The 14,427-nt window shown below is 62.6% G+C and carries 11 protein-coding genes; 8 read left to right on the top strand and 3 right to left on the bottom strand.

From position 1 onward, the window contains the following. The first annotated feature begins 303 nt into the window (after positions 1–303). Positions 304–969 carry a 7-cyano-7-deazaguanine/7-aminomethyl-7-deazaguanine transporter gene (locus tag MSG32_RS05925; RefSeq protein WP_215824349.1) on the top strand — a complete coding sequence of 222 codons (666 nt, stop codon included), beginning with the start codon at positions 304–306 and terminating at the stop codon, positions 967–969. Between the two features lie 103 nt (positions 970–1,072). Beyond that, on the top strand, positions 1,073–2,137 hold the full coding sequence (locus tag MSG32_RS05920) for a ParA family protein (RefSeq protein WP_348983961.1): 1,065 nt from the start codon (positions 1,073–1,075) through the stop codon (positions 2,135–2,137). Positions 2,138–2,297: 160 nt separating this feature from the next. On the opposite strand, the gene MSG32_RS05915 is transcribed toward MSG32_RS05920, so the two are convergent. Beyond that, complete coding sequence (locus tag MSG32_RS05915) at positions 2,298–3,122, bottom strand: inositol monophosphatase family protein (protein ID WP_043332713.1); 825 nt, start codon at positions 3,120–3,122, stop codon at positions 2,298–2,300. A 470-nt stretch (positions 3,123–3,592) separates the two neighbouring features. Between MSG32_RS05915 and MSG32_RS05910 the strand changes: the two genes are divergently transcribed. Both MSG32_RS05910 and MSG32_RS05905 read left to right on the top strand, forming a co-directional pair. After that, positions 3,593–4,876: an alanine--glyoxylate aminotransferase family protein gene (locus tag MSG32_RS05910; protein WP_248378570.1), complete on the top strand. Its 1,284-nt coding sequence runs from the start codon at positions 3,593–3,595 to the stop codon at positions 4,874–4,876. Continuing rightward, a complete protein-coding gene (locus MSG32_RS05905) occupies positions 4,873–6,210 on the top strand; it encodes an allantoate amidohydrolase (protein WP_248378567.1) in 1,338 nt (445 codons plus the stop codon). The genes MSG32_RS05910 and MSG32_RS05905 overlap by 4 nt, the downstream gene beginning before the upstream one ends. 64 nt (positions 6,211–6,274) lie before the next feature. Here MSG32_RS05905 and uraD read toward each other — a convergent pair whose 3' ends face one another. After that, the gene (gene uraD / locus MSG32_RS05900) at positions 6,275–6,808 is read right to left on the bottom strand and encodes a 2-oxo-4-hydroxy-4-carboxy-5-ureidoimidazoline decarboxylase (protein WP_248378565.1); all 534 of its coding nucleotides are present in this window, start codon (positions 6,806–6,808) and stop codon (positions 6,275–6,277) included. A 398-nt stretch (positions 6,809–7,206) separates the two neighbouring features. On the opposite strand from uraD, the gene uraH reads away from it, so the two are divergent. From uraH to MSG32_RS05880, 4 genes are all read left to right on the top strand, one after another. After that, positions 7,207–7,560, top strand: coding sequence for a hydroxyisourate hydrolase (gene uraH / locus MSG32_RS05895; RefSeq protein ID WP_248378563.1), 354 nt, complete (start codon positions 7,207–7,209; stop codon positions 7,558–7,560). A gap of 9 nt (positions 7,561–7,569) precedes the next feature. Beyond that, positions 7,570–8,817, top strand: coding sequence for a urate hydroxylase PuuD (locus MSG32_RS05890; protein ID WP_248378552.1), 1,248 nt, complete (start codon positions 7,570–7,572; stop codon positions 8,815–8,817). A 183-nt stretch (positions 8,818–9,000) separates the two neighbouring features. Next, positions 9,001–11,115 (top strand): methyl-accepting chemotaxis protein, encoded by a 2,115-nt coding sequence (locus MSG32_RS05885; protein ID WP_248379649.1) that lies wholly within the window; start codon positions 9,001–9,003, stop codon positions 11,113–11,115. Between the two features lie 336 nt (positions 11,116–11,451). Then, a complete protein-coding gene (locus MSG32_RS05880) occupies positions 11,452–13,569 on the top strand; it encodes a Cache 3/Cache 2 fusion domain-containing protein (RefSeq protein ID WP_248378550.1) in 2,118 nt (705 codons plus the stop codon). A gap of 107 nt (positions 13,570–13,676) precedes the next feature. On the opposite strand, the gene MSG32_RS05875 is transcribed toward MSG32_RS05880, so the two are convergent. Continuing rightward, positions 13,677–14,321: a TetR/AcrR family transcriptional regulator gene (locus tag MSG32_RS05875; RefSeq protein ID WP_248378549.1), complete on the bottom strand. Its 645-nt coding sequence runs from the start codon at positions 14,319–14,321 to the stop codon at positions 13,677–13,679. Positions 14,322–14,427 lie beyond the last annotated feature (106 nt).

Raw genomic sequence — 14,427 nt, 5'->3', positions numbered from 1 at the left:
CATCTGGCCAGATTTTCCCCGCAGGTACCTGTCAATGGCCGCGCATCGTGATACGATGCGCGGCCATTTTGCGTTCTGGCAACGTGCAAGCCTTGCGGCGGTTGTCAGTGAAGCATGTCGGCTGACGCATGCCTGCAACGCTCAATCGCTGCGACAAGGCGACAAGGCGACAAGGCGACAAGGCGTCAAGGCCGATGTCAGGCCATGGCAGCTGATGTCAGCATCGACGACGCAAACCTCAACACGCTCGTGACAGGGTTCCCTCACCCCTGGACGGCGGCTTTGATCCAAAAAGGACCTGCAATGCTACTCCTCTCGTCTGCCCAGACGCAGCGCGCACTCGTCGCCCTGGCCCTGTTTCATATCCTCATCATCACCGCCAGCAATTACCTGGTGCAGTTGCCGATGACCTTGTTCGGCTTCCATACCACCTGGGGTGCCTTCAGTTTCCCGTTCATCTTCCTGGCAACGGATCTGACGGTACGTCTGTTCGGCAAGTATCAGGCGCGGCGCATCATTGCGCTGGTCATGCTGCCGGCGCTGTTGGTCAGCTACATGGTGTCGGTGATGTTTCAGGCGGGCAGCTTTGCCGGGGTAGAGGCACTGGCTGACTTCAACTTGTTCGTGGCCCGTATCGCGCTGGCAAGCTTCATTGCCTACGTGATCGGTCAGTTGCTCGACATTCAGGTGTTCGATCGTCTGCGTCGCAATGCCCACTGGTGGATCGCGCCGTTGGCGTCGACATTGTTCGGCAATCTCGCTGACACCTTTGCCTTCTTCTCGGTGGCGTTCCGCAATGGGCCCGATGCTTTCATGGCGGCTCACTGGATCGAGATCGCCTGGGTGGATTACGCCATCAAGCTGGCCATCTCGATATTGCTGTTCCTGCCGATGTACGGATTGTTGCTCAATCGCCTCACGAACCAGTTGCTCAAGCGCGGCCTGGTCGATGAGCGAGAGCCTGTCTGACATAAAACTGTCATATCATTTTCTCCCGTTTCGCCGTTGTCAGTCAGGGATATGGCGCCGGATTGTGCTAACGTTGCACAAACTGGAATGACGGGAGGGAGCCATGAAAATCGCTGCGGTGTACAGCATCAAAGGGGGCGTGGGCAAGACTGCTTCTGCCATCAATCTGGCGCATTGTGCCGCCAACAGTGGCCTGCGTGTGTTGCTGTGGGATCTTGATCCGCAGGCCGCTGCGACCTTCTACGTGCGTACCAAGCCCAAGCTGAAGGGCGGGGTCGAGAAACTGATCAGCGGCAAGCAGGACATGTCCCGCGTGATCCGTTCCACGGATTATCAGAACCTGGATGTCCTGCCGGCGGAATTCTCCTACCGCAATCTCGACCACATTCTCGAGGAAGAGAAGCGCACCCGACTGCGCAAGGTCCTCAAGCCGGTGCGCGATGACTATGACCTTGTTATCCTCGATTGTCCGCCGAGCATTTCCAGTCTTTCCGAGCAGGTCTTCGCCTCTGCCGATACCCTGCTGGTGCCGATCATTCCCACGGTTCTGTCGCTGCGTACCCTGGAGCAATTGAACGCCTATCTGGCCGAGATCGATCTCGATGTGCCCGTCTGGCCGTTCTTCACTCTGGTGGATCGCCGCAAGACATTGCACAAGGATGTGATGGAAGCGCTCAAGCAGGATTATCCGTTGCAGCTCAGTGGCTTTATCCCGTATTCCAGCGTGGTCGAGCGCATGGGGATCGAGCGCAAGCCCATCGGGACTTTCTCGCGCAACAGCTCACCGGCGGTCAGCTATCGCAGCCTGTGGCAGGAAATCGGCCAACGGCTGAGCCTGCTCAAGGAGCCGACGGTGGCGCCAGCCGCCGCCAAGGCCGCTGAGGCTGAATCAACCGCCACCGCGCCTCAAGGTGCTGCCACCGGCAAGGCCAGCGCCAAAGGGGAAGCGACCAGCAAGCCAGCCGCCAAGCCCGCAAGCAAGGAAGCTTCGAGCAAGCCAGCGGCCAAGCCTGCCGGCAAGGCAGCTTCAAGCAAGAAAGCGCCCAGCGCTGACAAGAAGCCGGCGAGCAAGGACTCTGCCAGCAAAGATGCCAGCAAAGACAGCAGCAAGGCGACCAGCAAGTCGGCCGCCAAGGGCAAGAAGAAGGGCGGTAACCTGGGCGATTGAGGCCGAGTGTCAGCCAGCCAGAAACACAGAGCCCCGCCAATTGGCGGGGCTCTTGCGTATTGCAGCGGTAGTCTGTCATTAAAGTCATGTCATGAAAGTCAGTTCATGAAAGTCATGCCATCACAGCCGCGTCACTACAGTCCTGTATTTGAGTTCTTCACTACAGCCCCGGCAGCCCTGAACTGGCATCGGCCTCTTCCAGCAGGCGCTTGAGCGGAGCATGCAAGGCCGGTGAGGCCACCACGATATTCTCGCCATAAAGCTCATCGGGAATGCCGTCCGGACAGCGATACAGATGACCCGTGCGTGCGCCGGCTTCGCGCGCGATTAGAAGGCCCGCCGCAAAGTCCCAGGGGGAGACGCTTTCGTAATAGGCGTCCAGACGGCCGCACGCCACATCACAGAGATCCAGCGCGGCACTGCCGTTGCGGCGCACATCCTGACAGACCAGCAGCATGGCCGAAAGGCGCTTGAGCAGCGGCGGACGGCTGTCACGGTTGTAGGGGAAGCCGGTCGCGACCAGCGCGCGGCTCATCTCATCGGTCTCGCTGACCGAGATGCTCTCGCCGTTGAGCCAGGCCCCCTTGCCGCGGATGGCGGTGAAGGTCTCGCCGAGGAAGGGTGCATGCACGACCCCCATCTGGATCTTGCCGCGCTCGCACCAGGCGATGGACACGGCGACATGGCGCAGGCCATGGGCAAAATTGACCGTACCGTCGATGGGGTCGATCACCCACAGGCCGCCCTTGGTACCGATCACGTCACGCTCAGGTGACAGCTCTTCGGTAAGGCGCGCATCCTCGGGAAATTCGGCTTCGAGCGCTTCCGCCAGGAAGGTATCGATCGCCACGTCGATGTCGGTGACCAGCTCATCGCCTTTCTTGTAATGGTGCGCGAAACCCTGTTCCTCGCGCGCTTGCACCATGCGTTCACCAGCCTGTCTGGCCAGTTCCGTTGCTCGTTCCAGGCGTTGTTCCAGCGTCATGTGGCTCTCCGGCAGCGATGATCAGGTCGGATGAGGCAACCCTCACTCATCCGATGCCTCCTTGTATAACAGACTCATGTGGCGAGTTCAGCCTCGGGCAGTGAGCGCCGGCGCATGAAACAGGTAATGAAAGCGTCGATTCAGCTCATTCATGCCCCGTCATGGTGCCTGGCAGGCAAGGCATGCACTGTCAGTGCGATACTGGGCAGTGTGGTCAGTAAAATTATAGCGTTATCTTGCAGGCATATTGTCTTTTACCGGGCTGTCTTTCTGTCACTCGGTTATCAGAGAGCCTTTTGCCACTCGATGCCCACGCCATGACAGGGGGGGCTCCCGTCGAATACATCCGTAATTCAACATTTGTTTCATTTCTGAAATTCTGGCGCACTTGTTGCAGTAGTCTGGGCATGAGGCTCGGCGAGTTGGCGAGTCTTCCCCTCATTCCATGCCCTGCTGCACGAGGAGCGACCGTGAGCCCGACCTTTGACCAGATTCATCCTCCCCAGCGCCTGCTGATGGGCCCCGGTCCGATCAATGCGGACCCGCGTGTATTGCGAGCGCTTTCCGCTCCCTTGATCGGCCAGTACGACCCGGCGATGACGCACTACATGAACGAGACGATGCAGCTCTATCGCGGCGTCTTCGAGACCACCAATGATGCGACCCTGTTGATCGATGGCACCTCGCGTGCCGGTATCGAGGCGGTGCTGGTCTCGCTGATCCAGCCGGGGGAGCGTGTGCTGGTGCCGATCTTCGGCCGTTTCGGTCATCTGCTGCGCGAGATCGCCGAGCGCTGCGGTGCCGAGGTGCATACGCTGGAATGCGAGTGGGGCCAGGTGTTCCGCCCGGAGCAGATCGAAGCCGCCATTCGCGAGGTCAAGCCCAGCGTGCTGGCACTGGTGCAGGGCGATACCTCGACCACCATGTGCCAGCCGCTGGAAGACATCGGCGCCATCTGTCGCCGCGAAGGCGTGCTGTTCTACAGCGATGCCACTGCCTCGCTGGCGGGCAATCCGCTCAAGACCGATGAGTGGGGGCTGGACGCCGTCACCGCCGGCTTGCAGAAGTGTCTGGCGGGGCCGTCAGGCAGCTCGCCGCTGACGCTGTCGCCGCGTGCGGTGGAGGTGGTGCATGCCCGGCGGCATGTCGAGGCGGGCATCAGCAGCGGCAGTGATCGTCTGGCGGAGCCGGGCGCGCGCATCCGCTCCAACTATTTCGATCTCTCCATGGTGCTCGATTACTGGGGAGAGCTGCGCCTCAATCACCACACCGAAGCCACCAGCATGCTGTATGGCGCACGTGAGTGTGCGCGCCTGCTGGTCAATGAGGGCATGAACAACGCCATCGCGCGCCACGCGTTGCATGGTCAGGCGATGGTCGAAGGCTTGAAGGGGCTGGGACTTGCGCTGTTCGGCGACCAGGCCCACCGCATGAACAACGTCAGCGCGGTGATTATCCCCGACGGTCTGGATGGCGATGGCCTGCGCCGCAGCATGCTGGAGGACTTCGGCATCGAGATCGGCACCAGCTTCGGCCCGCTGCACGGCAAGGTCTGGCGTCTCGGCGTGATGGGCTACAACGCGCGTCGCGATACCGTGCTGACTACGCTGGCGGCGCTGGAGCAGACTCTGCGCCGGGGTGGCGTCAAGACTGTGGCCGGCGGTGGCGTCGGCGCCGCGCTGGACTTCTATCAGGAGCATCAGGGTCAGGCGGCCAATGGCCACGCCGATCCCGGCACGGGAGGCCAGTCATGAGTGATGCCGAATCCATACCCCCGGGCGCCATCGCGCCGCTGGAAACGGCCGCCGATGTGCTGGCCGCCTGCGACACCCTGGCGGCCATCTCACGCAGCGATAGCGGGATCGACCGCCGCTATCTGACGCCGGAACACGCCGCCGCCAACGCCACCACGGCTGGCTGGCTCAAGGCTGCCGGTCTGCGCAGCTGGCAGGATGGCGCCGGCAATCTCTGGGGCCGCTGGTGTCCACCCGCTCTCGCCGCTGCCGCTGACAGCGAAGCCGGCGTGCCGCGACTGGTGATCGGCTCGCATCTGGACAGCGTGCCGGACGCTGGCCGTTATGACGGCATTCTTGGTGTACTGCTCGGGGTGGCTGCCTTGACGCACTTCAGGCAGCGCGCCGATGCCGGCGAGCAGAGCTTGCCCTTCGCGCTGGAAGTGGTCGGTTTCGGTGATGAAGAAGGCACCCGCTTCGGTGCGACCCTGCTCGGCAGCCATGCCATCGCCGGACGCTGGCAGTCGGACTGGGAGCGGGTAGAGGATGAGGACGGCATCACGCTTGGCGACGCGCTCGAACGCTTCGGGCTTTCCGGGCAGACGGCCGCCAGGGCCAGCCTGCAGGAGGATCCGCCGCTGGGTTATCTGGAAGTGCACATCGAGCAGGGCCCGGTGCTGGAAGCCGAGAATCTGGCGCTGGGCACCGTGACCGGTATCGCCGGTGCGCGACGCTTCGCGGTCAACTTCGTCGGCCAGGCGGGGCATGCCGGTACCACGCCGATGGCACTGCGTCAGGATGCGCTGTGTGCGGCGGCGGAGTGGACACTGGCGGTGGAATCGCTGGCGCGTGATGTCCAGGCGGGCAAGCGCGCTGACATGGCGGACCACTCGCTGGTCGCGACCGTGGGGTGTTGCGAGCTGCGTCCCGGGGCGGTGAATGTCATCCCCGGGGGAGCGGCACTGAGTCTGGATATCCGCGCGCTGGATGATGCGCAGCGGGATCGTGCGCTGGATGAACTCTTGAACGAGGCACATCGAATCGCGGCGCGACGGGGCCTCACCTTCCACTGTGAGCAGACGCATGCGGCCGATGCCGTGGCCTGTGACGAGGGGTTGATGCAGGCCGTCGATGCCGGTAGCGCGGCTACCGGTCAGGCGCCATTCCGGCTGCCGAGTGGTGCCGGGCATGACGCCATGGCGGTCAGTCATCTGTGTCCGGTGGGCATGCTGTTCCTGCGCTGTGAGCGCGGTATCAGCCACCACCCGCTGGAGGCGGTGACCGAAGACGATGTCGCCAAGGCCCTGGCGGCACTGATCGCCAGTATCGAGGCCGTGGCCGTCAGGTACGTGTAGGACAGCACGCATGAGACAGAACGCGTAAGACAGCACGCCTCGGCGGCCGCAGAGGCACTCGTGGCTAACTGGCCTCGAGCAGCCTCGGCAGGCGCACTGCGGCGATCGCATTTATCTGGGCCAGAGCCTCCTGATATTCCGCCTCGGTGGATTGCGGCAGACGGCGCTCCAGTTCCTCGAGAATGCTGGTGGCGCTGTGGCCCTTGACGCAGATGATGAACGGAATGCCGTGGCGGGCCTGGTAGTCGGCATTGGCCGTCAGGAAGCGTTCACGGGTGGCGTCATCGAGCTGATCGAGCCCTGCGCCACGCTGCTCGCCCTGCGAGGCGGGCGTCAGGGTCTCCAGCTTGCCGGCAGCCAGCTCAGGATGGGCCAGAATCAATTGGTGGCGCTCGACATCACTGGCCTGGCGTACCGTATTGGCACACGCCGTCAGCAGGACTTCCATGCTCGCGAACGGGCGCTCTGCCGCGGCGCGCTCCACCACCCAGTCCGAGTGCTCATAGAGACCACTCAAGCGTCGTGCCAGCGCCTCGGGTGGCAGGGCGTTGAGCGTGTCCAGCATCACCAGATAGTGCATCGGGGTCTCGATTGGCATGCGCCTTGCTCCAGAGAGAGGGATAGGTTTGAAAAGCTCAAGGAATCATCAGCTTGCAAGGCGCATGCCGTCGCTGGCAACGCGTCTGACCAACGCTGTGTCACACGTTGCATCGCCATGCCAGCGGGTGGAAGACAAGGCTGTATCGCCACTGACCTGCCTGACGGCGCCGAGCGGCGTCTGTCCTGGGGCGATACGGCCTGCACCTTGACCGATCGGTCAGAATGCAGCAATGCACTCATCGGGTGCAATACCACCAACCGCTGACGGCAGGCCAGAGCAGGTCAGGCAAGAGCAGGACAAGCCAGAAAACCGAAACACAGTCTTCATACGTACAGCTTCCATCTGCCCAGATTCGAGTCGTACCCGCCACATCCACACAAGAACAGGAAATCGCCATGCCCAGACTGACGACGCATGTGCTCAATCAGGCCGAAGGCATCGCTGCCAGTGGTGTGCATATCACCTTGGAGCGCCAGGATGCGCAGGGTCACTTTCACGAGATCGCGCAGGCCACGACCAATGCCGATGGGCGTCTCGATGTGCCGCTGCTTGAGGAAACCGAGGCTTCCGCTGATCTCTCCGGCGTCTATCGTCTGACGTTTCAGGTCGGGGATTACTTTGCCAGCCGCACGGTGGGCAAGGGCATGCTCGGCCGCGTGCCGGTCGAGTTCACCCTCGAGGCCAGTGGCCATTATCACATTCCGCTGCTGGTCACTCCGTGGGCCTACAGTGTCTACCGCGGCAGCTAAGGAGCCGGCATGAGCGCATATCTTCTCGATTGGGCGATGCTGCTGACCCGCTGGCTGCATGTCATGGCGGGGATCGCCTGGATCGGCGCATCGTTCTTCTTCATCTGGCTCGACAATCGGCGAAAGCCGGCCACTCATGCGGTGGATGGCCGCCCCGGCGGCGAGCTGTGGGCGGTGCATGGTGGCGGTCTCTATCATCTGTTTCGTCATGATGGGGTCAGCGAAACGCTGCCCAGCGAGATCCACTGGTTCAAGTGGGAGGCCTATGTCACCTGGTTGTCCGGGATGGGGCTGTTCACGCTGATCTACCTGCTGCAGCCGCATGCCTACCTGATCGACCCGCGCGTGTTTGAGATGAGCGGCACCCTGGCCGTGTGCAGCGCTCTGGGCGTGCTCGTCGGTGGCTGGCTGGGCTACGAGGCGCTATGCCGTAGCCCCTTCAAGCGCCATGCCGGGGCGCTGTTCGTCGCGGTCGGTGTGTGGCTGACGCTGGCGGCGTGGGTGGCGACCGAACTGTTCTCGGGGCGTGCCGCCTTCCTGCTGATGGGCGCGCTGATGGGCAGCATCATGGCGGGCAACGTCTTCAATGTGATCATCCCGGGTCAGAAGGCCCTGCTGGCCGCTGCCAAGCGTGGGGAAACGCCGGACCCGATCCACGGCCAGCGCGCAAAGCAGCGTTCGGTGCACAACACCTTCATCACGCTGCCTGCGGTGCTGATGATGATCAGCAACCACTATCCGCTGCTGTATGCCAATGACTATCGCCTCGGCGTCATTCTGCTGTTGCTGGTGACGGGCGGTCTGATCCGCATCGCCACGGTGGAACACCACAAGGGCGTCAAGCGCCTGTGGGTGCCCGCGGGGGCAGTGTTGGCGCTGATCGGCGTGATCCTGCTCTGCGCGCCGCGCTCACAGACGGCGCCCGCGACTGGCGAGACAAGCGTGCCTTCAGCGTCCGTTGCGGCCAGCAGTGCCGCTGACAATGAGGCCCCGGGGGAGAATCAGGCCTTGCGAGACAAGGTCAGTCATATCGTCGAGCAACGCTGCGCCGGCTGTCACAGTGATACGCCGAACTTGATCGGTTTGACGGCTCCGGCAGCCGGCGTGGCCTTCAATGGCTGGGATGACATCCAGCGTCAGGCCATGCGTATCCATCAGCGCACGGTGGTCGACAAGAGCATGCCGCTGGCCAACATGACGCAGATGACCGATGCCGAACGCCAGCTGCTGGATGACTGGTGGCAGGCGACACGCTGAGGGGTAATGGCCGAGAGAGTCATGAATGCGGGCGCACTGACCAGCGGCGCTCCAAGTCGCCGCTGGTCAGAATCAACTCGCAAGAACTCGTCAGCACCCAATCGTCAGCAGCATCGCTACAGTTCTGAGTCCGGTGGCCGATAGACGTGATACTTCTCTCATGGATCGGGGTATCGCGTAGTGATGACAATAAAAAAGCGTCTGGCCCGCGCTAGTGTCGGCAGCAAGCTTGCCTTGCTGGTATTGCTGTTGATGATGGCGGCCTTCACGGCGCTGGGCCTGGTGTTCTCGACGGCCAGCATGCATCAGGTGGAAGGCGAGACAGAACGCGCTCTCGCTCAGCAGCAGCAACAGATCACCAACACCATCAAACTGTTCGATACCACCATGCAGTCCAGCGTGACGCGCATGCTCAATGCCTTCCTGGCGACCATTCCTGACAACTTCACGCTGATCGAGGATCGACGTCTGCCGATCGGCGAGCGCGATGCGCCGGCGCTGCTCAATGCCGGTTTCATGCTCAACAATCAATCCGGTTATCTGGCCGACTTCGCCAATCGCACCGGTGCGCCGGTCAGCTTCTTCGTGCGCGATGGTGAGGATTTCGTGCGCATTGCCACCACCCTCAAGACCGATGATGGCTCGAGCCTGCTCGGGCTGACGCTGAGTGGTGGGGTCAAGGATGCGCTGAATGCCGGCCAGCCCTATACCGGCATGCTCTATCTGGCAGGCCGTCACTACATGACGCGCTATCGCCCGATCACCGACTTCAATGACAACCTCATCGGGGCCTCGTTCATCGGGGTGGATGTCGGCGAGCAGATCGATGAGCTGTATGCCACCATCACCAATATCCAGTTGCATGAGAAGGACTTCAGTCTGGTGGCGAGCACGGCGCCGGGCCAGCAGGGCAAGGTGCTGACGACGGGTCAGTGGCAGGGCCGCTCGCTGATGGACTTCAAGAATGCGCAGGGCGAGCCGGCCTTCGCGCCGCTCTTCGCCGCCGACAGCGGTCAGATCGATTACCGCCTGGCGGGTGAAGACAGTGACCGTATCACCAGCTTCCAGCACTATCCCGCCTGGGACTGGGTGGTGGCGACCACGATCGACAAGCAGGAAGTGACGGCGGGCATCACGCAGGTCCGCAATCAGGTCTTCGGGCTGGCACTGCTGTTGGCGCTGGCCGTGGCCGGCATTCTCTACTTCCTCGAGCGGCGTCTGATCAGCCGTCCGCTGGATGCGCTGGTATCACTGGCGCAGGCACTGGCGCGGGGCGATCTGTCCCAGCGCATCACCAGTCAGCGTCAGGATGAGATCGGCAAGCTGACCGCGGCCATGAACAGTGTCGGCGAGGACCTGAGTCGAGTGGTGGGTCAGGTGCGGGGCACCACGGGCGCCGTCAATCAGGCCGCCGGCGAGATTGCCCAGGGCAACGAGGAGCTTTCGGCACGCACCGAGCAGTCCGCCTCCAGCCTGCAGGAAACCTCGGCCTCGATGGAGGAAATCACCACCACCGTGCAGCACAGTGCCGATTCCGCCCAGCAGGCCAGCCAGCTGGTCAACTCGACCTCCGAGCAGGCGCGCCGCGGCAATGACGACATGCGCAAGGCGCAGGCGAGCATGGAAGACATCAACCGCTCCGCCGAGCGCATCAGCGAGATCATCAGTCTGATCGATGGCATCGCCTTCCAGACCAACATCCTGGCGCTGAATGCCTCGGTGGAAGCGGCGCGGGCCGGTGAGCATGGGCGTGGCTTTGCGGTGGTCGCGCAAGAAGTGCGCACCCTGGCGACGCGCTCAAGTGATGCATCCCGCGAGATTCGCGGCCTGATTGACGAGTCGATCTCGCACACTCAGCAGGGCGTGGCGCAGGTGAAGGACGCCAGTCAGGCGATGGCCGAGATTCTCTCAAGCGTCGAGCGCGTCAACGACATGATCGCCGAGATCAGTGCCGGCGCACGTGAACAGAGTGCCGGCGTCGGCCAGGTGAATACCGCGGTCAGCGAGCTGGATGCGATGACGCAGCAGAACACCACGCTGGTCAATCAGGTCAGTGGCGCGGCGCGCAGCATGAGCGCCCAGGCCCAGGCGCTGGAGCAGCTGATGGCAGGCTTCAAGGTGGCGGGTGGACAGACCATGACAACACACGCCATGCCACGCCAGTCCGTGTCGCATGAGTCCATGTCGCACATGAAAACTCAGGCCATGGCGGATGGCGAGCAGTCTGCCTTCACCCCGCCGGCACCGGCCACGCGTGGGTCCCAGCGTCGCGAAGAGGAGGAGTGGGAAGCCTTCTGAGCCGCGCTCTGCTCCAAGCTGACCCCTGAGCTCGATCCTGCGCCAAGAGCTTGATCGAGCGCCATTGAATGTGACAGCTAGCCGTTGATGTTTCTGCCAAGCCCTTGCCGACTGCCGTCGGTGAGGGCTTTTTCGTGGCCAGGGCTCATCTGATCCACGCTCATGTGGCCAACGCCCGCCACTGATATCCGCACCATATGAAAGTGTCATCTTGATGACAATTGGTGGTGTTTTTTGCTGTCTTCTGAAAAATGATGAATTCTTTTTTCTGGCCCTTCAGTTAAGTCAACGTTGGTCGATAGTCGGTGAACTTCCACCACACCGGGTACCCGCGGTATGACTTCACTCAGACAGCGTCTGGCGCATGCCAGCGTCGGCAGCAAGTTGGCGCTATTGATCCTGATCCTCATGATGGCAGCGTTTCTGACGCTGGGACTGGTGTTCTCGAGCGCCAGCGCACGCCAGGTTGAAGGAGACATGGAGATTGCCCTCAAGCAGCAACAGCGTCAGGTCACCCAGATGCTCACCTTGTTCGATACCTCGATGCAGGCGAGTGTCACACGCATGCTGAGCGCATTCCTGGCCACGATTCCCGACAGCTTCAGTCTCGATGACAGCCGCAGACTGAAAGCTGGTGAGCGTCTGGTACCGGTGCTGCGCAATGCCGGCATCATGCAGAACAGCCAGCCACTGTATCTGGACAATTTCACCCAGAGGACCGGCGCCCCTGTCAGTCTGTTCGTGCGCGATGGCGATGACTTCATCGGCATTTCCACCTCGTTGCAGAATACCGATGGTTCACGGATGCTCGGCTTCGCTCTGGAGGGCGAGGTGCTGGCTGAGCTGCGCAATGGTCAGTCCTACAGCGGCTTGCTGAACCTGGCAGACAAGCATTACATGACGCGTTATCAGCCCATCGAGGACGAGGCGGGAGACATCGTGGGTGCTTCCTTCATCGGGGTGGATATCGGGGCTCAGATCCAGGAGCTCTACACCACGATCACCAATGTGAAATGGCATGAGGGAGATTTCAGTCTGCTGGCAAGCACTGCCGCCGCGAGCCCTGGCCGGGTGCTGGCTGGCGACCAGTGGCAGGGGACTTCATTGCTTGATGTCCGTGATGACCAGGGGCGTCAGATCTTCGCGAAGTTGCTCGATCAGCCCCAGGGCCAGATGGAATATCGCCTGCCCGGAGAGACGGGCACCAAGGTCACGCGCTTCGAACAATACCCGGCGTGGGACTGGGTGGTGGCGACCACGGTCGACAAGCAGGCCATCACCGCCGATATCATCCATCTGCGCAACCTGGTGCTCGGCCTTTCGTTGCTGTTGGCATTGGCGGTGGCGGGCCTGTTGTACTGGTTGGAGCGTCGCCTGATCAGTCGTCCGCTGGATGCGCTGGTGTCACTGGCTCAGGCGCTGGCGCGAGGCGATCTGTCCCAGCGCATCACCAGTCAGCGTCAGGATGAGATCGGCAAGCTGACCGCGGCCATGAACAGCGTCGGCGAGGACCTGAGTCGAGTGGTCGGTCAGGTGCGGGGCACCACGGGCGCCGTCAATCAGGCCGCCGGCGAGATTGCCCAGGGCAACGAGGAGCTTTCGGCGCGCACCGAGCAGTCCGCCTCCAGCCTGCAGGAAACCTCGGCCTCGATGGAGGAGATCACCACTACCGTGCAGCACAGTGCCGATTCCGCCCAGCAGGCCAGTCAGCTGGTCAATTCGACCTCCGAGCAGGCGCGCCGCGGCAATGACGACATGCGCAAGGCGCAGGCGAGCATGGAAGATATCAACCGCTCTGCCGAGCGCATCAGCGAGATCATCAGTCTGATCGACGGCATCGCCTTCCAGACCAACATCCTGGCGCTCAACGCCTCGGTGGAAGCGGCGCGGGCCGGTGAGCATGGGCGTGGCTTCGCGGTGGTCGCGCAGGAAGTGCGCACCCTGGCGACGCGCTCGAGCGATGCATCCCGCGAGATTCGCGGCCTGATCGATGAGTCGATCTCGCACACGCAACAGGGCGTGGCGCAGGTGAAGGATGCCAGTCAGGCGATGGCCGAGATTCTCTCCAGTGTCGAGCGTGTCAACGACATGATCGCCGAGATCAGTGCCGGGGCGAGAGAACAGAGTGCCGGCGTCGGCCAGGTGAATACCGCGGTCAGCGAGCTGGATGCGATGACGCAGCAGAACACCACCCTGGTCAATCAGGTCAGTGGCGCGGCGCGCAGCATGAGCGCCCAGGCCCAGGCACTGGAGCAGCTGATGGCAGGCTTCAAGGTGGCGGGTGCTCAAGACATGGCAAATCCGTCCATGTCGCGTCAGTCCATGTCGCACCAGTCCATGTCGCACATGAGCACTCAGCCGATGGCGGATGGCGAGCAGTCCGCCTTCCCGCCGCCGGCAAGCGCGACGCGTGGATCCCGGCGTCGTGAAGAGGAGGAGTGGGAAGCCTTCTGAACGCGCGGCCCTGAGCCAAGAGCTTGATCGAGCGCCATTGAACACAGCTAGCCGTTGACGTTTCTACCAAGCCCTTGCCGACTGCCGTCGGTAAGGGCTTTGTCCTTTCAGGCCGGGTGTCGCGCCGCAAAGCGTGCCAGCTCCTGAGGCTCGCAGCGCTCGCCGACGAAGACCTCGACATACTCGGCGACGCGGCTGATGCGCTCGCTGACGCTTTCCTGAGTGCGCATCGACAGATAGCCGATCTGGGTCAGGTAGGTGGTGCGTGCCCGCACGTTGGCGAGTTGCTCGGGCTGGCCGTAGCGCATCAGCATGCTGGTCAGCGCTTGAATGCGTGCCTGATCGGCGCGGGCGACGGCAGCGGCGACCTCCGCGTTCTGAGAGGCCCAGTTGCGGATCGCCAGCTCGAAGCGTGAATCGAACAGTGACGCATCCAGCCAGCAGTCGAAGACATTGAGCATGGCTTCCACCACCGTGGCGGCGTATTGCTCGCAGCGGCCGATCAGGCCGGCGGTATTGTGAGCATCCCAGCGCGCGAGCAGCGCGGTGAGCAGGGCGTCGCGGTCCCTGAAGCTCCAGTAGAAGCTGGTGCGTGACAGGCCCAGCGTCTTGGCTAGTGTCAGGACGCGCACCGAATCCACGCCGCCCAGCAACAGCTGCTGATAGGCGGCTTCCAGCCAGTCCTCGGCCTTGCCGCGCCCGGCAGCCTGGGCGCCGTCACTTGCCGGGGGGACGCTTGGGGACTCTGGCATGGGCGGTCTCCTGAAAGCCGGGGGATGGTGAGGCTCATGTAAGGTCGATCGTGCGATGACGCCAAGAGCATGCTGTTTGCGACAGCGATGAGTCTGGCTGCGTCAG

Source organism: Cobetia sp. 1CM21F (assembly GCF_023161745.1).
In the GTDB taxonomy this organism is placed as follows: Bacteria; Pseudomonadota; Gammaproteobacteria; order Pseudomonadales; family Halomonadaceae; genus Cobetia; species Cobetia amphilecti.
This window is presented reverse-complemented; position numbering and strand designations above follow the sequence as displayed.

Bases quoted from the DNA above. Each gene is read 5' to 3' on its own strand.
- MSG32_RS05925 (WP_215824349.1), top strand. From the start codon at position 304: ATGCTACTCCTCTCGTCTGCCCAGACGCAGCGCGCACTCGTCGCCCTG.
- MSG32_RS05920 (WP_348983961.1), top strand. From the start codon at position 1,073: ATGAAAATCGCTGCGGTGTACAGCATCAAAGGGGGCGTGGGCAAGACT.
- MSG32_RS05915 (WP_043332713.1), bottom strand. From the start codon at position 3,122: ATGACGCTGGAACAACGCCTGGAACGAGCAACGGAACTGGCCAGACAG.
- MSG32_RS05905 (WP_248378567.1), top strand. From the start codon at position 4,873: ATGAGTGATGCCGAATCCATACCCCCGGGCGCCATCGCGCCGCTGGAA.
- uraD (WP_248378565.1), bottom strand. From the start codon at position 6,808: ATGCCAATCGAGACCCCGATGCACTATCTGGTGATGCTGGACACGCTC.
- uraH (WP_248378563.1), top strand. From the start codon at position 7,207: ATGCCCAGACTGACGACGCATGTGCTCAATCAGGCCGAAGGCATCGCT.
- MSG32_RS05890 (WP_248378552.1), top strand. From the start codon at position 7,570: ATGAGCGCATATCTTCTCGATTGGGCGATGCTGCTGACCCGCTGGCTG.
- MSG32_RS05885 (WP_248379649.1), top strand. From the start codon at position 9,001: ATGACAATAAAAAAGCGTCTGGCCCGCGCTAGTGTCGGCAGCAAGCTT.
- MSG32_RS05880 (WP_248378550.1), top strand. From the start codon at position 11,452: ATGACTTCACTCAGACAGCGTCTGGCGCATGCCAGCGTCGGCAGCAAG.
- MSG32_RS05875 (WP_248378549.1), bottom strand. From the start codon at position 14,321: ATGCCAGAGTCCCCAAGCGTCCCCCCGGCAAGTGACGGCGCCCAGGCT.